Here is a 25221-nt window from a genome sequence, read left to right on the forward strand (position 1 = left end):
TCACGTGCTCACCTCATGGTGGCCTTCGGGGCGCCGTTGCCCGGGTCGATCCGGGCCGGACCGGCGGCCGAGGGGCGGATGTCGAAGTCGAAGATCTCGGTGGGCAGGTAGACGGTCGCGCAGGAGTTGGGGATGTCCACCACGCCGGAGAGCCGGCCCTCGATCGGTGCGGCGCCGAGCAGCAGGTACGCCTGCTCCGGCTGGTAGCCGAACCGGGTCAGGTAGTCGATGGCGTGCAGGCAGGCGCGCTGGTACGCGAGCTGCGAGTCGAGGTACCGCTGTTCGCCGTCGAGGGTGACGGAGATGCCGGAGAAGGCCAGCCACTGGCTGAACTGCGGCGGGGTGTCACCCGGAATGAAGATCGCGTTCTCGGCGACGCCGTACGTCTGCATGCCGTTCTTGATCAGGTCTACGTGCAGGTCGACGAAGCCGCTCATCTCGATGGCGCCGCAGAAGGTGATCTCCCCGTCGCCCTGGGAGAAGTGCAGGTCGCCGACGGACAGGTTGGCTCCCGGCAGGTACACCGGGTAGAAGACCCGGCTGCCGACGGTGAAGTTCTTGATGTCCTGGTTCCCGCCGTTCTCCCGCGGCGGAGCGGTACGCGCCGCCTCCGCGGCCACCCGGTCGAAGTCGGCGCCGGCGAGGCCGCCGAGGATCGCGTCCTGCGGCTCGGGGGGCAGGGCCAGGGGCGGCACCCGGTCGGGCGCGGTGGCGATCAGCGCACCCTCCCGCCGGTTCCAGGTGGCCAGCAGCGACGCGGACGGGGCGGTGCCCATCAGCCCCGGGTGGGAGATCCCGGTGAACGAGACCCCGGGGATGTGCCGGGAGGTGGCTTTGCGGCCGGTGAAGTCCCAGACCGCCTTGTAGGCGTCGGGGAACTGCTCGGTCAGGAAGCCGCCGCCGTTGCCGGTCGGGAAGATGCCTGTGTAGCCCCAGCCCTGGCCGGCCAGCGGACCGGACTCCTGCGGGATCGGGCCCATGTCGAGGATGTCGACCATGAGCAGGTCGCCCGGCTCTGCGCCCTCGACTGCGAACGGGCCGCTGAGGGCGTGGACCCGGGTCAGCGGAGCGTCCCGGATGTCTTCGGCGGAGTCGTCGTTGTGAATCGCGCCGTCGAACCACTCGCGGCAGTGCACGCGGAAGGACTGTCCGGGCCGTACCGTCGCGACGGGCGGGATGTCGGGATGCCAGCGGTTGTGCCCGACCTTCTCCTGGTCGGTGAACCTCTTGGCGGAGTCGAGGGGGAACAGCAGTTCAGGCACGGCGTTGAGCCCTTCTCGTGGTCACCATCGCGGCAGGCGGGCATGGGCCGGGTTCGTCGAGCGGCGTACCGGGCGACGACCGGGTACCCGCCCGACCACCTCCGGTTGTTCCGCGGTGCGCTCGGTCCGGTCCATGGCCTCGCGCAGCGCCGCCGGCATGCGGCCCAGCCGGGGCGCGGCGAACACCCGCGTCGCCGGGTTCCCGCACCGGGGACAGTTCGTCGACGGGCCCGCGGCGCCGACCGGCAGCGTGACGTCGAAGTTGCCGTCCTGCTGGCAGCGGTACTCGAAGGTGGCCATCGCCGTTCCCGTCTGGGCCTCTCGTGCGTGCGGGTGGCCGTTCCGCGGCGACTCACCCCGTCTTCCCGATTGTGGGCGATCAGCGGCAGAAGCGGCGCAAAACGACGAATGAGGCGGAACTTCCGCCCTCGCGGCGAGCCGGCTGGGCCGCCGCGCCGACCGAGTCGTGAGATACGTTGGCGATCATCGATGGGTTGACCGCATCGTCGACGTATGGCATCCGTCTGTTCGTCCTCGCTGTTCCGCCGCCTGCGGCCGGGTCTGCCGGCCGCAGGCGTGCTGGCCACGGCGGTGCTCGCAACCGCGCTGACCGCCGCGCCGTCGGCCGGCGCCGGCACCGCGTATCCCCAGGTCGCGCCGGCGCCCGGCGGCGCCGCGGCCTTCGCGGCGGAGCCGACCGGGACCGCGCCGCCGCCGCCCACGTCGACGCCGAGCACGCCCAGCACCACGCCGTTCCCGCCGAGCGCGCCCACGAACCTGACCGCCACCCAGGTACGGAGCACGTCGGTCACCCTCACCTGGACGGCCGCCACGCGCGGCTGCTGCCCCGTCGTCGGGTACGACATCACGTACTACCAGGCGTTCGACGACGTGGTGTACGGCGTCAGCCTCGGCGACGTCACCACCGCCACGATCACCACCTACATCCAGCCCGGCCGGCAGTACTCGTTCCGGGTGTCCGCCCGCGACGGCGACGGCCGCCGTTCGCCCGCCACCGACGCGCTGACGGTGGTCACGCCGGTGACGGACACCGGCCCGGACACCACCCCGCCGAGCGCACCGCAGAACCTGACAGTCGGCGAGGTGACCGCCTCGACCGCCACGCTGTCCTGGTCGCCGTCGAGCAACAACACCGGCGTGCTCGGGTACAACGTCTACCGGTTCGACGGCTGGTACACCTCGACGCTCGTCGCCACCGTGCCGGGCACGACGTACACGGCGCCGCTGCCCGCGCCGACGCCGCTGCGCACCCTGTACTACGTGCGGGCCCGGGACGCGGCCGGCAACGTGTCGATCGCGTCCAACACCGTCACCGTGCCCACGACGACCACACCGCCGCCCCCGCCGCCCTCGGCCTGCCGGGTGACCTACCGGAACCAGTCCGAGTGGCCCGGAGGTTTCGTCGCCGCGGTGACGGTCCAGAACACCGGGACGGCGCCGGTCGACGGCTGGATCGTCACCTTCAGCTTCCCCGGTGACCAGCAGGTCACCACCGCGTGGAACGCCACCGTCGGCCAGACCGGTGCCGCCGTGACCGCCCGCAACGCCGACTGGAACCGCGTCATCGCGCCGAACGGATCCGCGACCTTCGGCTTCCAGGGGCGCTGGAGCGCGAGCGACGCGCCGCCGACCGGCTTCTCGCTCAACGGCGCCCCCTGCACTGTCGGCTGAGAGGAAGTCTCGTGACCACACCCCACCGCCGCCGGACCCTGGCCGGGACCGTCACGGCCGTCGTCCTCGCCGCCACCACCACATTCGGGGGTACGCCGGCGCCCGTCGCCGCCGCGAACACTCTCGGCATGCGGGGCGCCGACGTGTCGTCGTTGCAGCGCAGCCTGGACCTGGGCGCGAAGTACCACGACGCCAACGGGGTCGCCCGCGATCCGCTGGACATCCTCAAGTCCGTCGGCCTCAACTACGTCCGGCTGCGCGTCTGGAACAACCCGGCCAGCGGCTACAACAACAAGAGCAGGGTGCTGGCCCAGGCGCGCACGGCCAAGGCGAAGGGCCTCAAGGTGCTGATCGACTTCCACTACTCCGACACCTGGGCCGACCCCGGCAAGCAGTACAAGCCGGCCGCCTGGTCCGGGCACAGCCTCAGCCAGCTGCGCAACGACGTGTACGCCTTCACGTACGACGTCTGCGCCGCCCTGCGGGGGCAGGGCACCCTGCCGGACAGCGTGCAGATCGGCAACGAGATCAACGTCGGGATGCTGTGGAACGAGGGGAAGGTCGTCAACAACGACTTCGCCCCGCTGGCCGGCCTGCTGAAACAGGGCTACAACGCGGTGAAGGCCTGCGGCGGCGGTATCCCGGTGATGATCCATACCGCGAACGCCGACAGCAACGCCAACGCCCGGTGGTTCTACGACGGCATCCGCGCCCAGGGCGTGCAGTGGGACATGACGGCCCTGTCCTACTACTGCATGTGGCACGGCAGCCTGGCGAACCTCTACAACAACATCGTCGACCTGCGGAACCGCTACGGGAAGCCGGTGGTGATCGTGGAGACCGCGTACCCCTTCACCCGGGACGACGCGGACGGCCAGCCGAACGTCATCGGCGACGCGACCTGCGACGGCATCAGCGCGACGTGGGCCGGGCAGGCCCAGCAGTTCGACTGGGTCCAGAACACCGCCCGCAACGCCGGCGCGATCGGGGTCTTCTACTGGGAACCCACCTGGTACGCCGTCCCCGGCAACGGCTGGGATCCGGCGGACATCAACGGCACCGGGAACGGGTGGGACAACATGGCCGTCTTCGACTGGTTCGGGCGGGTGAACCCGGGGGTGCGCTGGACGCCCTGACGGGTCGGCCGGCGCACCCCCCGCTCAGCGCTCGAGGAGCCGGCGAATCGAGTGCCGGCGGCCCCACGCGATGAACACGAACAGCGCGAACAGCACCACCGGTGTGAGCACCAGCGCGCCGCCGTCCAGGATGAACGCCTGGGTGACGGCGGCGCCGACCATGAGCAGCGCGAGCCCGACAGCGGCCAGACCGGCGAGCCGCGGCACCAGCAGCCCGATGCCACCGGCCAGTTCCAGCAGGCCGACGAAATACCGGAACCAGGGCGCGGCGCCCATGTCCTCGAAGGTCTGGACGGCGTTCGTCTCGCCGAACAGCTTGGGACCGGCCGAGGCGACGATGAGGAAGACGCCGAGGAAGCCCTGGAGCACCCACAACGTGCGGTGCAGCCCACGGGCGACGGGCGGGGGAGTGGTGTCGGCGACGGTCATGGTTCTCGTCCCTTCTGGCGGTCGGCCGGTTTCCCGCATCCGATCGGATGCACCAGGTCAGACCGGTGGGGGCGCGCGAACTCATCGCTGATCGCGCGCACGGCTACCAGGCCTTGCCGCGGATCGGGGGCACGTCGAGATCGCGCCCGCCGCCCCGGTGCTCGGCGAGCAGCCGCCGGCGGATCGAACGCCAGGCGACGCGTTCCTGGCGGCGGCCGAGCCGGCGGTACGCCTGGAAGGTGCAGAGCCGGCAGCCGCAGAGGTTCGGGGCCTGCGCCGACACCTCGCGGTAGCAGCGGGTGCGGATCCACTGGGGCGAGGCGAGGAACTCGTCCAGGTCGCAGGCGCCCCAGTGGTGTCGGTGGATGTCGGTGAACCAGCGGCGCAGGTGCGGATCCCGCTGCTGCACCCGCTCGGGTCGGTGAACGTCGGTACGGGCCATGTGACGACCGCCCTCCGGCCGCCCGCGCACGGTGCGCGGGACTAACGCCTCTCTGGCACGCCGATCACCTCCCGTCGCCGGTGGACGCCCTCATTGTGCTGATCATGGAAGGGGTCCCGCATCCGGTTTCCGAGGTCCGGCACGTGGGCCGATCAGCCGAGGGGATTTGCCGACGCGGCGCAGGTGCGACACGCCGGAGGGCGCGATGCTCGTCACCCGGCCGTACCATCTCCCGGTGAAGCTCCGCCGTCGGCTGGTCGCCGTGTGTCTGCTCCTGGCGTTGGAGGCGGCGGCGTTCGCGCTGCTCGTCACCGAGTCCGTGACGGGTGCGATCGTCGCCGCCGGCCTCACCTGCGTGTCGTTGTGGCTGCACCTCGTCCTGCACGAGTGCGGGCACCTCGTCGTGGCGAAGCTGCTGGGTCTGCCGGTCGTCGCGGTCCGTATCGCGCCCTTCAACGGTTGGCGCAACGAGGTGTCGGTCCGGCCTTCGCCGTCGACGGCGGCGCTACCGCTGCGGATGGTGCTGTTCTATCTCGGTGGCCCGCTGGCCAACCTGTCCGCCGCGACGGCACTCGTCGTCGCGTCCGGGTACACCGGTACGGCCTTGACGCGGTTGACGTTGCTCGGCGCAGCGTTCGTGGGGGCGCTGCTCGCCCTGACCAACCTCGTTCCGGGGCGTGCGACCCGCAGCGACGGCCAGAACCTGTTCCGCTGGCTCCGGGCTCCGGCAGCCGCCCGTGAAGGGCTGGGGGCGGGCTACTACCAGGAGGAGGTGGTGAGGGCGCTGCGGGCGGTTGCCGGTGTGGCGGGTGACGTCCACCGGGTCGGGATTCAGGCTCGCGCCGGCAGCGATCCGCTCCTGGCCCTCGCTGCCTACCAGCAGAGACTGAGCACGGCACACACGCAGTCGGCGGAACTGGTCGAGGAGGCCGAGCGGCTCGCGGCGCTGGCCCGCGCGGGCAGCACCGATCCCGCGACGGCCGCGGCCATCGGGCAGATGCTGAGCGTCCAGTTCGGGTTGTGGTACCTGTACGCCGCGGTGGTGACCGGTTCGCCGGTGGCACGCCGGGAGGTGCGGGAGATCTCGGAACTCGCCGGGATCGCCGCCCGGACACAGCCGCACGCGTTCTCCGCCCGGATCGCGATGAGCCTGGCGCATCTGCTCAACCAGCGGCCCGAGGATGCGCGATCGCTGCTTCTCGACGTCCGCCCCGCTACCGAGCCGGCCGACCTCTGCGCCGTCGCGCTCCTTCTGCGGGCGGCCGCCGAGTCGTACCTCGGCAACCATGCCGACGCGGACCACCTTCTCCGCGCGGCCGGCGGCGACTATCCGCAGCTGGCGCAGCTCGTGGCCGCGATCCGGGCAGCCGACCCGGCACCGCCCCTGTTCGCGCCGCTGCGGGTGGCGGGCACCTGACGGCTCGCCACCCGACGGCCAGCCAGCGTGCAGGAGCGCTTTCTGCGAGGTTTCCGTTACGTCGACACACCGCTATTCACATTGATTCTCGTCACGATAGTCGTTATCGCAATACCTTGTCCTGATCTGCGGGGTCGCTTACTCTGGGCGGCCTCGGAGTTCGACGGGGGAGCGACGGGATGCAATTGGACATTCGGCTTCTGGGTCCTGTCGAGCTGAGGGCGGGCGGCCGCCGCGTCGCGCCGGGCCCGGGAAAGCGCCGGGCTGTGCTCGCCGGGCTTGCGCTGGCGGCGAACCGGTCGGTGCCCTTGGATCGGCTGGCCGCCATGGTCTGGGCCGATGTTCCGCCGCCGTCGGCGACGGCCAACCTGCGCTCGCACGCGGCGGCCCTGCGCCGGCTGGTGGGCGACCGACTGGTGACGCGTCCGAACGCGTACGAGCTGCGGACGCAGCCCGACGAGCTGGATGTCACCGAGTTCCACCGTCTGGCGGAGAACGGCCGCATGGCGCTGGTCAGGGGGAATGCGCTCGACGCCGTTCCGGCACTCGACGCCGCGCTCGCGTTGTGGCGGGGCTCAGCGGGCGAGGGCCTGCCGGCCGGCACCACGCTCGACAACCGCTGGGCGACCCTGGAGGAGCAGCGGCTTCAGGTGTTCGAGGTGCTGACCGACGCCCGCCTCGCGGTCGGCCGGCATGCCGAGCTGCTACCCGGGCTGCGTGAGCATCTGGCCGCACACCCGTTGCGGGAACGGTCGTGGGGGCAGCTGATGCTCGCGCTGTACCGCTGCGGTGAGGTGCCGGCCGCACTGGCCGCCTACCGGGACGCGCGCGCCCGGCTGGACCAGCACCTCGGCATCGAGCCGGGAGAGGAACTGGCCGCGCTGCACCGGGCGATCCTGGAGCGGGCGCCGGACGTCTCGTACACCCGGCCGCCGCCGGTGATCGTGGTGTCGCCGCCGTCGACCTCGGATCCGGCTCCCGCCGCTGAGACCGGCCGGATGGTGCCGCGAGAGCTGCCACCGGATCTGGTCACCTTCGTCGGCCGCACCAGGGAAGCGGGAGAGGTCAGTGCGGCAGCGACGGGCCGCGCACCCGCGGTCGTGGTCGTCACAGGCCCGCCGGGAAGCGGCAAGACCGGGCTTGCCGTACGCGCCGCCCGCGCGGTGGCCGGTGACTTTCCCGACGGGCAGATCTTCGTCGACGTCGCGTACCGGGCCTCGGTCACCCCGGCGGAGTTGCTGGCCCGGGTGCTGCGCGCGCTCGGCGTCGCGCCGGCCGACATGCCCGACAGTGCCGACGAGCGCGCCGGGCGCCTGCGCTCGCTCACCGCCGGACGCCTGCTTCTGCTGGTCCTCGACGGGGTCACCAGCGCGTCCCAGGTGCGGCCCCTCCTGCCCGCCAGTCCCGGTCCTGCCCTGATCGCCGTTGCCCGGCGCTCTCTGGGCAACCTCGACGGTGTACGGCGGGTCGCCCTGTCGCCGTTGGCCGAGCCCGGCGCTCGGGAACTGCTGGCCGCGCTCGCCGGTGCGGAACGGCTGGCCGCGGATCCGGGCGCGACAGCCGAGCTGATCGGCCTCTGTGCCGGGTCGGTGCTGGCGCTGCGGGTCGCCGGATCGAGGCTGGCGACGTGGCCGGGAATGTCGGTGGCCGCGCTGGTCGGCGAACTCACCGCGGGAGGGAGCAAGCTTGATCTGCTGAGTTACGACGACCTGTCCGTACGAGCGAGCCTTGCCGCCGCCGTCGCGGTCGTCGCCTCGGAGGACGAGGTGGCCGGCCGGCTGTTCGAGCTTCTCGCGGCGTGCCCGGAGGCTCCGGCGGCGATGGACCGTGCCGCGGCGGAACTGGGAGAGTCCACCGAACGGATCCGGCGGGCCATGGAAGGCCTGGTCGATGCGCACCTCGTCGCCCGGGACAGTTCGGCCCGCTACCGGCTGCCGGCGCTGGTCCGGGACTACGCCGCCGAATTGTCGACGGCGCCGCCCGAACCACCGTCGCGCCTCGCCCGGGGGAACCCGTTCCTCACGTTGTTGGCCCGGTCCGGGTGATCGATTCTGCCGACCGCTCGGATCGTCCGGCGAGCGTAGGCGACAAAGTATCTCGAATATAGACCGCCATGACAGGCTCCGCTCGTCATCGACCAATCTCAGTGAGACGGGGCGGCATGTCAGGCTACAGACGTCATCGCTATTTCAGTCGGTCCTTACGCGTGACGGCATCCGCCGTCGCGATCCTCCTCCCGCTCAGCATGCTCAGCCAGCCGGCATCCGCCCAGGTTGTCACCGAGGCGCAACTTCCGGCATGCGCCGACCCGTCCGTGCCGGACGATGTCAACCACGCGTCCATCCGTCTCGAAGGACCGGCAGCCGGGTCCGAGGTCGCGGTCGACGCGAACGGCAGGATCGCCGTCAACGGCTACGTGCACAAGCAGGCCACGATGGTGGACGTCTCGGTCGACAAGACCACCTCGACCAGCTTCACCTACGGCCCGCCGCCGGCGGGCGTCACGGACTGGTCGGCCTCCTGGACCACCAGCATGCGCCCACCGCGACTGGGTCCGGTGAAGGTCTGCAGCCGTGCCCAGCGCGAACCCGGCCGCTACGCACGGATCCTCCGCGACATCACGGTGCTGGACCTGATCCCGCCGAGCAACGTTCCGAACCTGGCGGTCGGCACGATCACGGCCACCGGCGCGAAGGTCACCTGGGGTGCGGCGACCGACAACTACGGCCTCGCCGGCTACGAGATCACCGTCGACGGGGGCAGCCCGCACCGGACCACCGTCGGCACCCGCTCGTACTCGATCACCGGACTCCAGCCGTCGAGCAACCACACGGTCTCCGTGGTCGCCGTCGACCTGGCCGGCAACAGGTCGAAGACACCCGCCACGACGTCGTTCACGACGGACGCCCTGCCGCCCCCGCCCGACGTGGACGCCGGCCTGACCCTGGACCCGGACGAGGGCGGCGCCATGGCCAGCTGGCACCCGAACCCGGCCACCGAGGCGAGCTACCGCGCCTACCTCGACGGCGAGATCTACGACCACTTCGAGCGCGACCAGCTCTGCGAGGACGGCAACGGCAAGGTCGCCAGCCCGTGTACGGCGGACAGCATCATCAAGCTTCCGATCGAGCCGCTCGAGGAGTACACGCCGTACGCCTTCCGGGTGGAGGCGTTGAGCGCCGACGGCACGGTGGTGCGGGAGCTCGCGGGTGACTTCACCACGATGATCCACGTGGACGAGCTGTCACCGGCGGTCACGCAGACCACCGCCAGTGAAGCGTCGCAATGCGCGGGCGCCGGTGGTGACATCTACATCGCGGCCAGCTCGCGTGCCAGTGTGCCGGTGCCCTCCGGCGCCACGCAGATCTTCCTCGGCTGTTACCGCGCGGCCGACACCAGCTGCCTCGACGCCGTCCTGCCACCGTCCGGCGAGAAGCTCGTCGACTGCGCGGACGACCTCACCCGCACTCTGTTCGCCATCGCTCCCTCCGGCCGCGGGCCGGTCATCTCGTCGATCGACGACACGCAGGCCAGGCCCCTGCTGCTGCAAGGGGCTGTGGTGCCGATCGCCTGGTGCCTGAGCAGCGGCGCCTGCGCGACGCTCATCGCTCCCGTCGCGGAGACGACCGCGGCGGCCGCGGTCGCCCCGGCTGCCGCCGCCAGCATCTCGTGGTGGGTCGTCGGCCTCGGCGGCCTCGGACTCGGGGTCGCGCTGGGCGCGCTGCTCGCCATCCTCTTTCCCGGCACCATCGGCGTCAACGGGCTCATCGAGTACCCGATCTCGCACGACGTCGACTTCGAGCAGTTCGACAACTGGGGCCTGGACGAGGGCGAGTGGTACAACAGCCTGAAGGTATACGCCGAGGTCATCAAGACGACGAAGCTGGTGGCGAACCAGCGCAACCTGCCCTTCGCCTGGGACTCCACGGAGGACGGGCGCCTCAAGCGGATCATCGACCAGGCATGTACGGCGCAGCGCGGCACCCAGGGCAAGGCCGGATGCGACGACGACATCATCGTCTACGTACCCGGGGCCAAGAACTACAAGGGCGCCGACATGACCGAGACCGGCAAGCACATCGTGGCCGCCATGGGCGACGGCGGATATCCGCAGCCGCCGACCCGGGCGGTGTGGTTCTACCCGGCCCGTAGCGTCGGTGGGCAGGCGGCGCGCGCCAAGGGCCACAGCCGCGGCTGGTTCGGCACCGCGGCGTTCAAGCCGAACGCGTGCGACGTACGGGTTCCCGGGCAGACCTGCGACGAGTTCCCGTTCTGGTCGACCGACCAGGCGGTCGACCTGACCGGCCAGGTCGCCAGCCTGAAGCTGGTGTCGACCGCCGAGTCGCTTCCGCAGGCCAACGACATCAACGCGCTCTACGGCAAGTGCAAGGTGACCGACAAGACCAAGTTCGTCGTGCTGCCGGTGAAACCGTGGGTCGAGGCAGGCGGCCCGAGCTTCGCCTTCAAGCTCAGCGGCGGCGGGGCTAGCCTGTGCATGACGCCCGTGGCACCGTGAGCCGAGGAGCCTCCTGATGCTCGACGACATGCGCGTACTGCGCGGAGCGGTGCGGGAGTACCGCGTCGCGGCGACTGCTGCCGGCCTCGACTGGCCCGACGCGGGCGAGTCGCCGGCCGGGCCGCCGCCAGACCGGGTGCGCCGGATCTTCGACGTGGACCACGTCGCTGATCAGCTGGCCTGGTTGCAGTCGCAGCGCTGGCCCGACGCGCGGTTGCTCCCGAACGGCGGATGGCGGATGCCGTGGCCGGACGGTGGGGACGCGCTCGATTACCTTGGACTGTCGATCGGGACGCCGTTCCCCTGGCGGCAGCAGCTACCGCTGTTCCACTTCGACTTCCTGCTCTACACGTTCGTCCTCGCAGGCGAGCACGAGGGCGAGATCTGGCGCTACCCGGTCGGTGAGGACGCCTGGGAGTCGGTGCGTGCCGCCTCCAGCCTGGCCGTGCTCTTCGACCAGTGGACCAGGGGAATCGCCGCCGGTGTGGTCCGCTACGACGAGGCGAACAAGTGGCTCCTCGTCGAGGACGTGGAGGGGGTTCCCGGTCTCGACCCGCTGGCCTTCCCGGTGACTCCGGTGGACGAGACGCTGCTGCACGCGCGGCAGCGTGAATGCGGGGCGAGCCCTGTGGCCGACGACGAGGGTTTCGAGCACCAGGAACGGCTGCTCGACGCCATCGACGGGGCAAAGGCCACGCTCGGCAGGTAGGCCGGCTGCGGCGGGTGGGCCTCGGCTCACCCGCCGCAGCCGTGGTCAGTCCTCGAAGCCCGCCGGGTGGGCGTCTCCGACCGCGTTCAGCAGCACACCCTGCTCCAGCAGCGCCTTGCAGGCGCAGAGGACCATGGTGAACCCGCCCATCGAGTCGATCGCCTTGCTCACGGCCTGGTCGGCGGTCCCGGCGAAGCCGGTCTCGGTGACCCGGACCAGCGTGGTGTCGCCCTCGCCCGGCAGGAACCGCCACTCGACCTGGGTGGGGGACTCCGGATCCCACTCGGCCAGGATGCGGCGGTTCTCCTCCACGTCCTTGACGGTCACGACGGTGGAGACGCCGTACATCTCCCAGTCCCAGGTGACGACGGCGCCGGGTTCCAGCCGGCCGCTGCTCCTGGTGAACCAGAACTTCGTGGTCACCGCCGGGTCGGCGAACGCCTCGAAGACCTCGGCGGCGGGCCGGCGGATGAGCATCTGCGCGGTGATGACAGGGGGTCGGGTCAGACGGTCACTGTCCACGAGGGGCACTATATGGCCCGGAAGCACCACGCCGGGCCCACGAGCGGATCACCGCGGGGGACCGGAATTCGCTTGAGCGGCGCCGCGACGTGAGTCAGAGTCGTTCCATGATCTCCAACCGGAAGGGCGGCGACGCCCCGGCGCGATGAGCGCCCCCACGCGGCGCGACGGCGCCGCGAAGACCCCGCAGACCGTTCGCAGCGGTGACCCGCACGACCTGTGGCAGCAGGCCGTCCGGATCCGCCAGGAATGGCTCGACCACGCGCTGTCCACGCAACCGGCCGACAGACCGGCCGCCGAGCGGTGCCTGACCGCCGTCTACGCGAGGGCGTCGCGGCCACGGCCCCGGTTCGAATGGGTCGACTCGCCGGACAAGGCGATGCCGCTGGTCAGCGGCTGGCCCACCCTCGACCACCTCCACGAACGCATCCGGGCGGCACGGCCGGCCCGGACACCCCTGCTGGCGAGCGACATCGCCATGATCGTCTCCCAGCTCCGTGGCGCGCTCAGCGCGGGCGTCGTGCACACCGATCCCGAGCTGTCACCCGCGCGCACGGGCAAGGCCAAGCAGCCGTGGCCCGAGCTGGCACCGCTGCGGGCGCTGGACAGCGGCGTACCGCTCGCGGTCGTGCTGCACCAGGGGGTACGGACTGCGCTGCACCGGAGCCTCGCGCACGGGTCCTACCTGCCGGTGCGTGGGGCGCTCGCGAGCGACGGCCCGGTGCCCGTGTGCTGGTACGGGCAGCAGGACGCGTCCTGGATCGCCTACTACGACGTGCTGCGCCGGCTCGGCCTCGCCCGGTACGGGCCGGACGAGACAGAGCACCTCGACACCTGGGCCGACCTGGCCCGCTCCTGCGGCTGGTGGTGGCCGGGGGAGGAGGTCTGCGTCGTCGTGGACCGGCCGCAGACGATCCGGACCGAGCCGGTCCCCGGTACGCCGCACGACCGGATCCGGCTGCGACCCGGCGGTGTCCGCTATCGCGACGGCTGGCAACCACCGCACAGCGGCGCGGGCGCCGATCCGGGATGACGGGCGGGCGCAGACCTTGATTGGATAGGCGACGGTAAATAGATTGGGCTCGGGCGCCGCCGAGGTCCGCAGACCGGACCCCGGCGGCTGACCGGGCCGCCTTCGAGCCGGGCACATCGGTCGTACGCATCGACCATGTGGCGCACCGCCGCGCCGCACCCTCGCGCGCTGCGGCGTCCGTCCCGGACGCGCGTCGCTGCGCCCTGTCCCACGCCGAAGGACTTCCCATGACGATTCTCCGTGCCCGCCCCGCCCCGCTCGTGGCGGCCGTCGCCGCGCTGGCCGCCGTCACAGCGGCCGGTACGGCGCTGCTCACCGGCCCGGCCGCAGCCGCACAGGGCTGCCGGGTCGACTACACACCCAACCAGTGGCCCGGCGGGTTCACCGCGAACATCAAGGTGTCACCGGGTGACACCGCCGTCTCCGGCTGGACCGTCACCTGGACGTACGCCGGGGGCGAGCGCGTCACGAACGGCTGGAACGCCACAGTGAGCCAGTCCGGGTCGACGGTGACCGCCCGCAACATGTCGTACAACGGCAGCATCCCGGCCGGCGGCTCGACCGAGTTCGGCGTGCAGGGCACGTTCGGCACCGCCGGCGGCGCGCCGACCGGGTTCAGCCTGAACGGCGTACCGTGCAACGGCGCCGGCCCGACCACGCCGCCGCCCACCACGACGGTGCCGACGACCGCCCCACCGACCACCGCCCCACCGACCACGGCGCCGCCCACGACCGCACCGCCCACGACGGCCCCGCCGACCACGCCTCCGCCCACGACGCCACCTCCCACGACGCCGCCGCCGACCACCCCGCCGCCGAGCGGGTGCGCGGGGGCGGTGCTCTGCGACGGCTTCGAGAGCCAGACCGGTTCGACGCCGTCGGGTGACTGGAGCGTGGTGAGCCCTGACTGTTCCGGCGCGGGCACGGCCACCATCGACACGACCACCACGCACAGCGGCAGCCGCGCGGTCCGGATCAACGGCGCCGCCGGCTACTGCAACCACGTGTTCGTCCGGACCACGAAGAACCTCGGCAACCTGGGTAGCGTCCGGTACGCCCGGATCTGGGTCCGGCACACCACCGCCCAGCCGACCGACCACACCACGATGATCACCATGTCGGACGCCGCCGACGGCAACCGGGATCTGCGGCTGGGCGGCCAGAACGGCGCGCTCCAGTGGAACCGCGCCTCCGACGACGCCACGTTGCCCGAGCAGAGCCCGGCCGGTGTGGCGCAGAGCGTGCCGCTGCCCACCAACCGCTGGGCCTGCCTGGAGTTCATGGTGGACGGCTCCGCCGGTCAGCTGCGCACCTGGCTGGACGGCGTCGCCGTGACCGGGCTGACCGCCGACGGCGTACCGACGCACGACATCGACGGCCAGTGGTACAACCGCACCTGGCGACCGCAGCTCACCGACCTGAAGCTGGGCTGGGAGAGCTACGGCGGCGGCGCCGACACCCTCTGGTACGACGACGTGGCGATGGGCTCCACCCGCATCGGCTGCTGACGCACTCTCACCCCTGGGTGGAACGTCACGGGTGCCGAACGGACACCGTGACGTTCCACCGGGGCGGGCGGCTCAGTGCTCGACGGTCATGCGCTGGGTACCGATCACGGAGAGCAGCCGTAGCGCCTCCTCCGACCGTGAGCCGGGCACGGCGGTGTAGATGACCACCTGCTGGTCGCGGTCGGTGATGTCGAGGACGTCGCAGTTGACCGTGACCGGCCCGACCAGCGGGTGCCGGAACGTCTTGCGCAGCGTCCGTGCGCCGCCCACCTCGTGGGAGGCCCACAGGCGGGCGAACTCCTCGCTCCCGGCGAGCAGCTCCGCGATCAGCGCGGCCATCTCCGGGTCGTCCGGGTAGCGGGCCGCCGCGGCACGCAGCCGCCCGACCGAGTGGCGGGCGAACTCGCCCACGTCCGACACGTCGTACAGCCCCGCGCCCTGCAGGGGCGGGCCGAGGAACGCCCGGCGGACCAGGTTGCGGTCCCGCCGGGGCACTGCGGAGAAGTCCTCCATGAGCGCCGCCGCGAGATCGTTCCAGGCGATCACCTCGAACGCCGCCGAGGTCACGAACGCCGCCGACTGCGGCAGCCGGTGCAGCAGATCCAGCACGCTCTGCCGTACCTCCCGGGGTGGCCCGGGCGGCGGTCCCGGCGGCTCCCCGGCCAGGTGGTGGAGGTGGTCACGCTCGGCGTCGGACAGCCGCAGCGCGCGGGCCAGCCCGGCCAGCACCTCCCGCGACGGACGCGGACCCCGCCCCTGCTCCAGCCGGGTGTAGTACTCGGTCGAGATGAACGCCAGCCGCGCCGCCTCCTCGCGGCGCAGCCCCGGCGTGCGGCGGCGCTGCCCGGCGGGCAGGCCAACGTCGGCCGGGGCGATCCGCTCCCGCCTGCTGCGCAGGAACACTGCCAGCTCCCGTCGGTCCACGACCCCAGTGTGCCCCCGTGCGGCGGCGCGTATCCAGGTACCGCCGGTGCCTGGATGGGCTCCACGACCGGCCGCAGGCTTGCCGCATGGACACCACACGAACCGACACGACCGTCCACCCGACCGCCGGCCTGCTGGCCGGCAAGGTCGCCTTCATCACCGGCGCCGGGCGCGGCATCGGCGCCGCGGCGGCCCGGCTGTTCGCCGCCGAGGGCGCCCGGGTGCTGCTCGCCGCCCGTACCGAGGAGCAGTTGAAGACGGTGACCGAGCAGGTCCGGGCGTCCGGCGGCACCGCCGAGTACGTCGTCTGCGACCTGGCCGACGCGGCGAGCGTGCGCGCCGCCGTCGACCGCACCGTCGAGGCGTACGGGCGCCTCGACGTCGCCTTCAACAACGGCGCGACGATCGTGCCGCCGGGACCGATGGACCGGGTGCGCGAAGAAGACTTCGACCACGTCTACACCGTCAACCTCAAGGGGCCGTGGCTCGCCATGGTCGCCGAGGTCGCCGCGATCCGGGCCACCGCCGGCACCGGCGCGATCGTGAACAACTCCAGCGTCGGCAGCCTGATGGGCAACCCCGCACTGCCCGCGTACGGGGCGATGAAGCGCGCTGTCAACAGCCTCACCGAGTCCGCGGCGGTCACCTACGGGCCGGAGGGCATCCGCGTCAACGCGATCGCCCCGGGCAGCACGCTCACCGAGATGATGCGGTCCTGGGACGCCGAGTCGCCCGGGATCATCGACCGTCTCGCGGCGGCCACGCCGCTGCGCCGGGCCGCCGAGCCCGACGAGATCGCCCAGGCCGCCGCGTGGCTGCTCAGCGACCGTGCCTCCTTCGTGACCGGTACGGTGCTGCGGGTCGACGGCGGCGCGCGGGCCTGACCCGGTCAGACGGTGGCGTCCTGGGCGGGCCGGGGCTCGGCCGTGCCGGCCGTCACGGGGGAGAGCCGGAAGCCCTTGACGACCAGGTAGACACCGAGCGAGAACTCCCACACCGCGATGGGGAGCGCGGCGACCGCCGCCACCGGGGACAGCCGGTCCCAGGCGCCGAACAGGGTGCCGAGGTCGGACGCGACGAGCAGCGGCGCCCCGACGAGTCCGAGCACCGGCAGCACGCGCGGCACGAGGCGGGACTGGTACAGCAGCGTGCCCAGCAGCAGCGCGTTCACGGCCGGCAGGAAGCCCTGGCTGAGCAGGAAGACCGAGTCGTAGAACGCGACGAGCATCCGGCCGTCGGCGAGCGCGTCCGGCCCGGCGCCGGACTCCCGCAGCGCGACGAGCGTCAGGATGCTCGCGACGCCGACGAGGATGCCGGCGGCTTCGAGCACCCGGGCGCCGACGAAACCCAGTGCCCGGGACTGCCCCTGGTGCTTGAGCACCGGGTACAGCGCGACGGCGGTGCCGATGCAGGCGAGGGCGACGATCATCTCCAGGACGCCGCCGAGGACGACCGGGGCCTGCGACGTGGTGCCGAGGACGTAGTCCGGCTCGCGGATCGGGGCGTACAGGGTCAGGGTGGGGATCGAGACGAAGGTCAGCAGATAGGCGCCGCCCGCGACCAGCGAGATCTTCCGCAGTGGGTCCATCGGGGCCTCCTCCGTCGCCGCCCGGCCGATGGTGGTCGTGCCCTCACTCTGCTGTGGACCGGCGCGGCGGCGCATCGGCCGCTCGGGCAGTCACCTCGCGCGATGCGTCACGGGCCACCGGTATGCCGTACCGGTGGCCCGTGCGCGTCAGCGGATCATCGCGTACGCCACCACGAGCGCGACGAGCGCCAGCGCGGCCAGCACCGCCGCCGCGATCTTCGCCGTGCTGTACGGACGCTCGCCGATGACCTCGCCGGTCCGCGCGTTCACCAGCACCTGGTACGACCGGCCCGCGTGCAGGTACGCGGCGATCCACACCGGCAGCAGGACCAGCTTGTACGACACGTCGGAGTACGCGGTGTCCACGGCGGACACCCGTTGCTCGTCACCGCCGATGTCCGACCGGCAGTCCCGCTCGATGACCGGCGCCATCCGCGCCTTCGCCTCGGTCAGTCCCGCCTCGGGCTCGGTGTCGTACCGCAGGGCCTGGTATCCGGCCAGGTAGTCGCCGTGGAACGCGGTCACCTCGGCCAGCGGCCACGGCGCCAGCTTGTCCAGCTGCTCGGTGGGCAGGTGGGTGGTGGCCGGCACCAGCACGTCGTCGAAGTCCCGGCGCACGGTGCCGGCGGCCGGATGCCACCGGGTGTGCCGCACCTGCCGGGTGCGCGTCTCCTGCTTGCCGTCGACGGTCACCGTGTACGTCTCGGTGACGTAGTAGTGCTCGCCCCGCTGGCCCCGGTAGTCCGACTCGGTCCGCGCGTCGAACGTCCAGTGCGGCAGGTACGTGCCCTTCAGCGTCTCCGCCTCGCTGATCTTCTTCAGGCTCCCGGGCGCGAACCAGCGGCTGCGGCACCACTGGCCCAGGGCCGTCCGCACGCCGTTACGGTCCACCGCGAACGGCAGCACCGCCTCCGGCGCGATCAGCTCGCCCGCCCCGGCGTCGGCCACCAGCGGGGTGGCGCAGAACTGGCAGCGCTGCGCCAGCGCGTCGCTCTCCGTCCGGGCACCGCAGCCCGGGCAGACGAACGTGTGCGCCCCGACGCTCGCCACCGGCTTGCGGGGCAGCGACGCCAGTTCCGCGTACGCGTGCTCGCGCACCTCCCGGCCCGCGCCGACGATCTCCTGCCGGTGCCCGCAGTACGGGCAGCTCAACGCGGTCGTGCCCGGCGCGAACTCCACGCGGGCGCCGCAACCCCCGCACTGGTACGAGGGCGGGGAGACAGCAGTGTCGCTCATTGCGGCGGCAGCGGCGGCGGGACGCTGGCGAGCACCGACGCCAGCTCGGGCACCTGCCCGGCGGGCTGCCACTGCGCCATGCCGGCACGCCAGACGAGCGTGTCCGCGGCGAGCGCGCCCGCACCCGCCTGCTCGGCCAGCCCACCGAGGTCGTACGGGCCCTGCCGCTGGCCGCCGACGCCGACGTACCACTGGGCCTGGCCCGGCAGCGGCGGCGGCTCGGCGGCGGCCGGCTGCGTGGGGGCCGGCTGGGCCGGCACCGGCTGCGTGGCCGCGCCACCGCCCATGGACCGGGCCATCTGCTGGCCCATCGCCATGCCCAGGCCCAGGCCGATGCCCGCGCCCGCCTCGCCACCCGGGTTGTTCGCCGCGGCCTCCATCGCGTTCGCGGCCTGGAAACGGGTGTACCGGTCCAGGTCGCCGACCGCGCCCATGCTGGTCCGCTTGTCCAGCGCCTGCTCGACCTCCGGCGGCACCGACACGTTCTCGATGACGAACTTGGGGATCGCGATACCGACCTCGGCCAGTTCCTCGGTCAGCACGGCGGCCAGCCGCCGGCCGATCGCGTCCTGGTGCGCCGCGAGGTCCAGCAGCGGCACGCCGGCCGTGGCGAGCGCGCCGCCCAGCCGTCCCACCATGAGCTGCCGCAGGTATTCCTGCACCTCCTCGGTGCGGAACTGCGGGTCGGTGCCGACCAACTCCCGCAGCAGCCGCGACGCGTCCACCACGCGCGCCGCGAAGGCGCCGAACGCCCGCACCCGGACCACGCCGAACTCGGCGTCGCGCAGGATGACCGGGTTCTGGGTGCCCCACTTCATGTCGGTGAACTGCCGGGTGTTGACGAAGTACACCTCGGCCTTGAACGGCGAGTTGAAGCCGTACTTCCAGCCCTTCAGGGTGGACAGGATCGGCAGGTTGCGGGTCTCCAGCGTGTACGTCCCGGGCGGGAAGACGTCGGCGATCTTCCCCTCGTTGACGAACACCGCCGTCTGGGACTCCCGGACGACCAGTTTGGCGCCCATCTTGATCTCGTTCTGATACCGGGGGAATCGCCAGACCATCGTGTCGCGGCTGTCGTCCAGCCACTCGATGATGTCGATGAGCTCGCCCCGGAGCTTGTCCATCAGCCCCATCGCAACCCTCTCCTCGGCGCCGGTCTCCGGCGTCGCGGGCGACCATAGCAACCGCCCGCCACCTGCGAAAAGAGAACGATTCTGCGCCTATCGGCGCCCACCGATCGGGGTTGCTCAGCCGGTTTCGCCGGCCATCGATTCGCCTGTGGCCGTACGCTGCTCCGGAATCCTGGGCACCCGGCCGGGGGTATCGACGACGTGCTCGGTCTCCTGCACCAGATAGTGCGGACGGCGTTTGGTCTCGTAGTAGATCCGGCCGATGTACTCGCCGATCACCCCGAGGATCATCATCTGGATGCCGCCGAGCCCGATCACGCTGACGATGATCGTGGTGTAGCCGGGCACGTCGATGCCCTTCTCCACGGCGTCCGCGACCACCCAGGCCATGTAGCCCACCGCGATGAGCGTGAGGAACAGGCCACCGTAGATGGCCAGGCGCAACGGCCGGTTGTTGAACGACAGCAGGCCGTCGAACGCGTAGTTGAACAGCTTGCCGAACGTCCAGCGGCTGCGCCCGGCCTGCCGGGTCTCGTTGCGGTGCGCCACCACGGCGGTGCGGAAACCGATCCACGAGAACAGGCCCTTGGAGAAACGGTTGTACTCCGGCATCGCCAGGATCGCGTTCACCGCGAGCCGGGACAGCAGCCGGAAGTCGCCCGCGCCGTCGAGCAGGCGGACGTCTATCCACCAGTTGACCAGCCGGTAGAAGGAGCGCGACGCGACCATCCGGACGAACCGGTCACCGCGGCGGTCTCGGCGGGCGATCACCTGGTCGAACCCCTGGCGGTAGAGCATCACCATCTCGGGCAGTAGCCGCGGCGGGTGTTGCAGGTCGGCGTCCATGATGACGACCGCGTCGCCGGTGGCCCGTCGCAGGCCGGCGAGCATGGCCGCCTCCTTGCCGAAGTTGCGGCTCAGCGACGTGTAGCAGACGGCCGGATCGGCCGCGGCGAGCCGGCGCAGCGCCGCCAGCGTGCCGTCCTCGCTGCCGTCGTCGACGTAGACCACCTCGGCGTCCACGTCGGACAGCTCGGCGAGCGCGGCGCTGAGCATCTCGTGCAGCCGCTCCACCGACGCTTCCTCGTTGAAGCAGGGCACCACCACCGACAACCGCACGGTGCTCACCCCGCCCGGCCCGGGCACACGCGCCCGGCGCCCACGGTGTCAGAGGCGGTAGACAAGCGTGCCATCGACATCCTCCCGGGTGATGCCCAGCCCGTCGACCGGCCGGGTCTCGATGCCCTCCCACGGCGTCCCCGCAGCGCGGCTCGGCACCGCGACGACCGACCGCACGCCGATCCCGCGCAGGTAGGCCACGCTGCCCGCGTCGGGGAACGTCGCCACGGCGACCCTGGTCTGGGCCTGGGTGACCGGCTCGAAACCGCCGAGCCCGTTGGTGATCCGGGGGAACCCGTCGGTCGACCACAGCATGTAGTTGAGGTCACCCACCCCGCCGGCGGGCAGCACCAGCATCGGCTCCGGCGCGGTCCGCATCGCCGCCGGCGGCGTCGGCACGGCCGGGTGCGGCGTGCGGTTGACGCCCTCCAGCGTGACCAGGGCGAGCGGCACCAGCAGGACCAGCGCCGCCACGGCCCGCGACGCGCGCGCGGCAGCGGGCCGGCGCCACGACTCGGCCAGCGCGGTCACCAGCCCGGCGGCCAGGACGGCCAGCAGCAGGCTGGTCCAGTGCATCATCCGGCCCGGGGTGCGCAACGCGTCCCAGCCCGGCAGGAGCGTGGACAACGTCAGGTAGCCGGGGTCGCCGTCCCCGCCGAGCGTGGCGCCCAGGCCCAGCAGCACGGTGCCGGCCACGCCGAGCCCCAGCGCGACGCGGTGCCGCACCGGGAACGCCGAGACGAACAGCCCCGCCGCGGCCAGCCCGATCAGCGTCATGCCCGGTAGCAGCGCCATCTCCGGCGGCCAGGTCAGCTGCTCGCGGGCGGCGGCGTGCCGTTCCCCCCAGAGCCACGAGTCGCCGGGCGCGGTGACGAACCCGATCAGCGGCGGGGAGAACATCTTGGTCCAGTCCAGCGACCGGACGGCCTGCGGGTTGAGGTCGACCACGCGCAGGTAGACCAGCCCGAGCAGCACCGTCACCGTGCCGAACACGGCGCCGCCGGCGAGGTCCGCGACGAGCAGCCGCCGGCCGAACGGGGGGCGCTCCCGTTTGCGCCACCAGGACCAGCCGTAGCAGCCGGCCGCCACCAGCGCGGCGGCCAGCAGGAAGTAGACGAGCGGCAGCCCGATGCCGAAGCCGAGCGTGACCTGCCAGGCCGCGACGAGCCACCCGGCCACCGCCCAGCCGGGCTTGCGGCGTTCCGGCCGGTAGCCGTGGCGCAGCGACCAGCCGTGACCGCGCGCCAGCATCGCCAGCGCCAGCGCGATCCCGCCGCTGGACAGGATGTTCAGGTGGCCGGAGTGCGCCAGCCGCCAGGGCGCGTACGCCCACGCGATCCCGGCGACCGCCCCGCCCCAGCGGTTCGCGCCGAGCTGCCGGGCCAGCGCGTACGCCCCGAGGAACGCCAGCGCGTGCAGCAGCACGTAGAGCACGTTGTAGCGGATCACGGCGGCCTCGAAGCCGGAGCCGATCATCCCGAACGGGGCGTACCCGAGCAGGGTGTCGCTGTAGGCGTACGTGTAGCGCTCCGGATAGAACGTGTTCGAGTTCCAGAGGTTGGCCGCGTCGTTGAGCAGCGCGTGCCCGGACCAGGCGACCTGCCACGCCTGCAACGTCGGGTCACCGAGGTCGCCGGGGATCGTGGTCGCCGGGTGCCGCATCGTCGGCCAGGTCAGCACCACCGCCAGCAGCAGGCTGCCGAGGATCGCCAGCGTCCACTCCGGGTTCGGCCGCCACCGGCGTCTGCCGTCGGAAGGGCGCTCGTCGGAGGGGCGGTCGTCCGAGGGCCGGTCGGCGGGAGGCTGCTCGGGACCGGTGTCCTCAGCGGTCGGCGGGGCGACGGCGGGCCGGATCTTCATGGGATAGATGCTTCACGATGCTGCTGGTCCTGTCGATCCGCTGTCCGAAATATGGTTGAAACTTCCGGCCGGAATACCGGAAGGACCGGCTACGCGAACCGGTCCGCGAGCGTCGTCAGCCTGCTGACATACGCCGGCCAGTCGTAGCCGCCGGGGATGTTCCTGTTGTCCCGCCCCAGCCCGATCACCGCGTCGTGCTGCTCGCGCATGATGTCGGCGTGACCGGCGTGCCGGGCCAGGTCGACGCAGACGTGCACGATGACCTGGTGCAGCGTGACGTCCTGCCGGCCGGGCCCCCACCACGGCACCCGCCCCGGCGCGTCCAGCGGCAGCGCCTCGATCGTCTCGTCCGCGAACGCCCCCACGCGGCGGTACAGGTCGATCAGCCCGTCCTTGGTCTCGTCCTCCCGGGCGTACCAGTCCGCCTGCGGGTCCGCGTCGACCGCGTCGTCCGGAACCAGCTCCCCGGGCGTGGGGAACTCCCGGCCGAACGTGGTCCCGAAGTAGCCGGCCTCGACGTTCAGGCAGTGCTTGAGCAGGCCCAGGAAGTTGTTGCCGGTCGCGGTGCGGGGAAGCCGGGCGTCGCGTTCGCTCAGCCCGTCGAGCTTCCAGATCAGGTCCTCCCGGATCCCGCGCAGGTAGGCGTGCAACGCGGTCTTCGGGTCCTTCGGTGCGGTCATGCCCGACACTCTGCCGTACGGGTCGGACATCGTGGGGGCGGCGGTCAGCCGGTCTGGCTGCTGTCCTTGTGCGCGCCCCACCCGTGCCAGCGCTCGATCTCGATCCACGCGCTGACCCGGTTGCGGTCCCGCCGGGGGTACGGCCGCCCGGTGTAGTGCTGCGAGATCCGGTCGATGTCCGCCAGGCCCTCGTCGTCTCGCAGCTCGGCGACCCGGCCGATGAGGCTGACGTGGGTGTACCAGTTCTGCTCGTCCAGCACGGTCAGGGAGACCCGGGGATCGTTGCGCAGGTGCGCCAGCCGGCGACGGCCCTCGTCCATGTTCACCAGGACGCGGCCGTCCTCCCAGAGGTACCAGGTGGCCGCCGACACCGGCTGGCCGTCGCGCAGCGTGGCGATGACGGCGGGATTCGGTTTGCCCAGCATGGCGACGGCGGGCTCGGGCAGCGGCGGCTTCGACATGGTTCGCACTCTACGTACCCGCGGGGTCCGCCGCTGGTCATGTGGCGGGCGCCGCCCGGACGGGCTCCCCGGCGGCGTCCGCCGGGGAGCCCGTCTCGTACCGGTCAGGCGCGGGCGCTCCACTGCTGGTTGGTGCCGCCGTGGCAGTCCCAGAGGTTGATCCTCGTCCCGTTGGCGGTGCCGTAGCCGGCCGCGTCCAGGCAGCGCCCGGACTGGACGCCGCTGATCGTGCCGTCGGCGTTGAGGTTCCACTGCTGGTTGGGCTGGCCGTTGCAGTCCCAGATGATCACGCTGGTGCCGTTCGCGGTGCCCCGCCCGCTGGCGTCCAGGCACTTGTTGCCCAGCACCTGCAACTGTTTGGCCGAGGTGTAGGTCCAGCGCTGCATGGTGCCGCCCCAGCAGTCGTACAACTGCACCGCGGTGCCGTTCGTGGTGCTGCCGTTCGGCACGTCCAGGCACCGGCCCGAGCCGGCGCCGACGAGCTGCACGTTCTGGTACGTGCCCCCGCTGCTGCCGGGGGTACCGATGCTGCCGGACACCGACTGCAACGCTCGGTACCAGACCGCCGCCATCTTGTCGTAGCCGGTGGCGGTCGGGTGGATGCCGTCGATCAGGTCGGCGGTGGTCAGCGCCGAGTACTGGTCGACCAGGTGGACCCGCTTGCCGGCGTTGACCTTCGACTGCACGATGCCGGGCAGCGCGGCGTTGAACGTGCGCACCGCCGCCGCCTGGCCGGAGTTGGCGAGCGGGATGATCTGCGCGACGAACACGTCCGCGTTCGGCGCGGTGCTGGTGATGCGGTCGATGAGCGTGGAGAGCCGGTTCGGCGCGGTCGAGACGTTGTAGTTCTGCAGGATGTCGTTGGTGCCGATGTGCAGCAGCACGGTGCGGGGCTGGTAGGCGTTCAGCCAGCCGGTGATGTTGGCGTCGATCTGGTCGATGCGCCAGCCGGGGTGGCCCTCGTGGTCGTGGTCGCCGAGGTTGCCCGGCCCGTTGAACTGGGAGCCGACCAGGTCGACCCGGTAGCCGCCGCCGGCCAGCCGCTGCCACAGGCCGATCCGGTAGCCGCCCGGCACCTGAGTGCCCTCGGTGATGGAGTCACCGAGCGGCATCACCCGGGTGCCGCCGTTGGACTCGGCGCCCGCCGGGCCGGCGGGCGTGAGCACACCGGCGGCCAGCAGCGCCAGCGCGGCGCCCGCGGTGAGCCATCTCCTCGTTCTGGTACGCATTGCTGCTCCTCTCACGGGCTGGTGCAGGTCAGGGAGGGGATGGTCGGCGAGCCGTTGGCGATGAAGCCGAACGTGGTGGAGCCGGACGCGGGCACGGAGCCGTTGTACGCGGCGTTGCTGACGGTCGCGGTGGAGCCGCTGGTGCTCAGCGTGCCGCTCCAGACCTGGTTGATGCTCTGGCCACCGGCCAGGTTCCATCGCACCGACCAGCCGTTGAGCGCCGCGGCGCCGGCGGTGACGGTCACCTCGGCCTGGAAGCCGCCCGACCAGGAGTTCGTGGTGCGGTAGGTGGCGGCGCAGGCGTCACCGCTCGGCGGCGGCGTGGTGG

24 protein-coding genes are annotated in these 25221 nt (G+C 72.0%); 9 read left to right on the forward strand and 15 right to left on the reverse strand.

Annotated elements, in window-relative coordinates; all coding sequences use genetic code 11:
* Window positions 1-8 precede the first annotated feature (8 nt).
* Both fmdA and F8279_RS05430 read right to left on the reverse strand, forming a co-directional pair.
* On the reverse strand, window positions 9-1262 hold the full coding sequence (gene fmdA / locus F8279_RS05425) for a formamidase (protein WP_151499282.1): 1254 nt from the start codon (window positions 1260-1262) through the stop codon (window positions 9-11).
* A 21-nt stretch (window positions 1263-1283) separates the two neighbouring features.
* Window positions 1284-1562: a zinc ribbon domain-containing protein gene (locus F8279_RS05430; protein ID WP_151499283.1), complete on the reverse strand. Its 279-nt coding sequence runs from the start codon at window positions 1560-1562 to the stop codon at window positions 1284-1286.
* 213 nt (window positions 1563-1775) lie between these two features.
* On the opposite strand from F8279_RS05430, the gene F8279_RS05435 reads away from it, so the two are divergent.
* Together F8279_RS05435 and F8279_RS05440 are read left to right on the forward strand one after the other, a co-directional pair.
* Window positions 1776-2954 (forward strand): cellulose binding domain-containing protein, encoded by a 1179-nt coding sequence (locus tag F8279_RS05435; protein ID WP_151499284.1) that lies wholly within the window; start codon window positions 1776-1778, stop codon window positions 2952-2954.
* An 11-nt stretch (window positions 2955-2965) separates the two neighbouring features.
* Complete coding sequence (locus F8279_RS05440) at window positions 2966-4090, forward strand: glycosyl hydrolase 53 family protein (protein WP_151499285.1); 1125 nt, start codon at window positions 2966-2968, stop codon at window positions 4088-4090.
* 24 nt (window positions 4091-4114) lie between these two features.
* Here the strand turns inward: F8279_RS05440 and F8279_RS05445 are convergent, their stop codons facing one another.
* Both F8279_RS05445 and F8279_RS05450 read right to left on the reverse strand, forming a co-directional pair.
* On the reverse strand, window positions 4115-4519 hold the full coding sequence (locus tag F8279_RS05445) for a DoxX family protein (protein ID WP_151499286.1): 405 nt from the start codon (window positions 4517-4519) through the stop codon (window positions 4115-4117).
* A 103-nt stretch (window positions 4520-4622) separates the two neighbouring features.
* Entirely contained in the window at window positions 4623-4961 is a 339-nt protein-coding gene (locus F8279_RS05450) for a hypothetical protein (protein WP_151499287.1), read from the reverse strand.
* A 235-nt stretch (window positions 4962-5196) separates the two neighbouring features.
* Here F8279_RS05450 and F8279_RS05455 point away from each other — a divergent pair, with 235 nt between their 5' ends.
* From F8279_RS05455 to F8279_RS05470, 4 genes are all read left to right on the forward strand, one after another.
* Window positions 5197-6378 (forward strand): hypothetical protein, encoded by a 1182-nt coding sequence (locus F8279_RS05455; RefSeq protein ID WP_151499288.1) that lies wholly within the window; start codon window positions 5197-5199, stop codon window positions 6376-6378.
* Between the two features lie 302 nt (window positions 6379-6680).
* Window positions 6681-8423 carry an AfsR/SARP family transcriptional regulator gene (locus tag F8279_RS05460; protein ID WP_225853144.1) on the forward strand — a complete coding sequence of 581 codons (1743 nt, stop codon included), beginning with the start codon at window positions 6681-6683 and terminating at the stop codon, window positions 8421-8423.
* 161 nt (window positions 8424-8584) lie between these two features.
* A complete protein-coding gene (locus tag F8279_RS05465; RefSeq protein ID WP_225853145.1) occupies window positions 8585-10894 on the forward strand; it encodes a fibronectin type III domain-containing protein in 2310 nt (769 codons plus the stop codon).
* A 16-nt stretch (window positions 10895-10910) separates the two neighbouring features.
* The gene (locus tag F8279_RS05470; RefSeq protein ID WP_091427879.1) at window positions 10911-11603 is read left to right on the forward strand and encodes a hypothetical protein; all 693 of its coding nucleotides are present in this window, start codon (window positions 10911-10913) and stop codon (window positions 11601-11603) included.
* A 45-nt stretch (window positions 11604-11648) separates the two neighbouring features.
* Here F8279_RS05470 and F8279_RS05475 read toward each other — a convergent pair whose 3' ends face one another.
* Entirely contained in the window at window positions 11649-12080 is a 432-nt protein-coding gene (locus tag F8279_RS05475; protein ID WP_192580636.1) for an SRPBCC family protein, read from the reverse strand.
* Between the two features lie 190 nt (window positions 12081-12270).
* Here F8279_RS05475 and F8279_RS05480 point away from each other — a divergent pair, with 190 nt between their 5' ends.
* Window positions 12271-13158, forward strand: a complete 888-nt coding sequence (locus tag F8279_RS05480) for a DUF6745 domain-containing protein (protein WP_151499290.1) — start codon at window positions 12271-12273, stop codon at window positions 13156-13158.
* Window positions 13159-13385: 227 nt separating this feature from the next.
* Window positions 13386-14666, forward strand: coding sequence for a cellulose-binding domain-containing protein (locus F8279_RS05485; protein ID WP_151499291.1), 1281 nt, complete (start codon window positions 13386-13388; stop codon window positions 14664-14666).
* A gap of 72 nt (window positions 14667-14738) precedes the next feature.
* On the opposite strand, the gene F8279_RS05490 is transcribed toward F8279_RS05485, so the two are convergent.
* Window positions 14739-15590, reverse strand: coding sequence for a helix-turn-helix transcriptional regulator (locus F8279_RS05490; RefSeq protein ID WP_151499292.1), 852 nt, complete (start codon window positions 15588-15590; stop codon window positions 14739-14741).
* 86 nt (window positions 15591-15676) lie between these two features.
* Between F8279_RS05490 and F8279_RS05495 the strand changes: the two genes are divergently transcribed.
* The gene (locus F8279_RS05495; RefSeq protein ID WP_091427887.1) at window positions 15677-16474 is read left to right on the forward strand and encodes an SDR family NAD(P)-dependent oxidoreductase; all 798 of its coding nucleotides are present in this window, start codon (window positions 15677-15679) and stop codon (window positions 16472-16474) included.
* 5 nt (window positions 16475-16479) lie between these two features.
* Here F8279_RS05495 and F8279_RS05500 read toward each other — a convergent pair whose 3' ends face one another.
* The 9 genes from F8279_RS05500 to F8279_RS05540 form a co-directional block, all read right to left on the reverse strand.
* Complete coding sequence (locus F8279_RS05500) at window positions 16480-17178, reverse strand: DUF4386 domain-containing protein (protein WP_091427976.1); 699 nt, start codon at window positions 17176-17178, stop codon at window positions 16480-16482.
* Between the two features lie 147 nt (window positions 17179-17325).
* Window positions 17326-18414 (reverse strand): hypothetical protein, encoded by a 1089-nt coding sequence (locus F8279_RS05505; protein WP_091427889.1) that lies wholly within the window; start codon window positions 18412-18414, stop codon window positions 17326-17328.
* Window positions 18411-19547: an SPFH domain-containing protein gene (locus F8279_RS05510; protein WP_091427890.1), complete on the reverse strand. Its 1137-nt coding sequence runs from the start codon at window positions 19545-19547 to the stop codon at window positions 18411-18413. The genes F8279_RS05505 and F8279_RS05510 overlap by 4 nt, the downstream gene beginning before the upstream one ends.
* A gap of 114 nt (window positions 19548-19661) precedes the next feature.
* Entirely contained in the window at window positions 19662-20672 is a 1011-nt protein-coding gene (locus tag F8279_RS05515; protein WP_151499293.1) for a glycosyltransferase family 2 protein, read from the reverse strand.
* Between the two features lie 39 nt (window positions 20673-20711).
* Complete coding sequence (locus F8279_RS05520; protein ID WP_151499294.1) at window positions 20712-22523, reverse strand: hypothetical protein; 1812 nt, start codon at window positions 22521-22523, stop codon at window positions 20712-20714.
* Between the two features lie 89 nt (window positions 22524-22612).
* On the reverse strand, window positions 22613-23203 hold the full coding sequence (locus F8279_RS05525; protein ID WP_091427979.1) for a DinB family protein: 591 nt from the start codon (window positions 23201-23203) through the stop codon (window positions 22613-22615).
* 44 nt (window positions 23204-23247) lie between these two features.
* Window positions 23248-23664: a PPOX class F420-dependent oxidoreductase gene (locus F8279_RS05530; protein WP_151499295.1), complete on the reverse strand. Its 417-nt coding sequence runs from the start codon at window positions 23662-23664 to the stop codon at window positions 23248-23250.
* Window positions 23665-23768: 104 nt separating this feature from the next.
* Window positions 23769-24893 carry a ricin-type beta-trefoil lectin domain protein gene (locus F8279_RS05535; protein WP_151499296.1) on the reverse strand — a complete coding sequence of 375 codons (1125 nt, stop codon included), beginning with the start codon at window positions 24891-24893 and terminating at the stop codon, window positions 23769-23771.
* A gap of 11 nt (window positions 24894-24904) precedes the next feature.
* Window positions 24905-25221, reverse strand: a 317-nt coding sequence (locus F8279_RS05540; protein ID WP_192580635.1) for a cellulose binding domain-containing protein, incomplete at its 5' end; no start/stop codon positions are given.

It is taken from the genome of Micromonospora sp. AMSO1212t (assembly GCF_008868145.1).
GTDB classification, from domain to species: Bacteria; Actinomycetota; Actinomycetes; order Mycobacteriales; family Micromonosporaceae; genus Micromonospora; species Micromonospora tulbaghiae.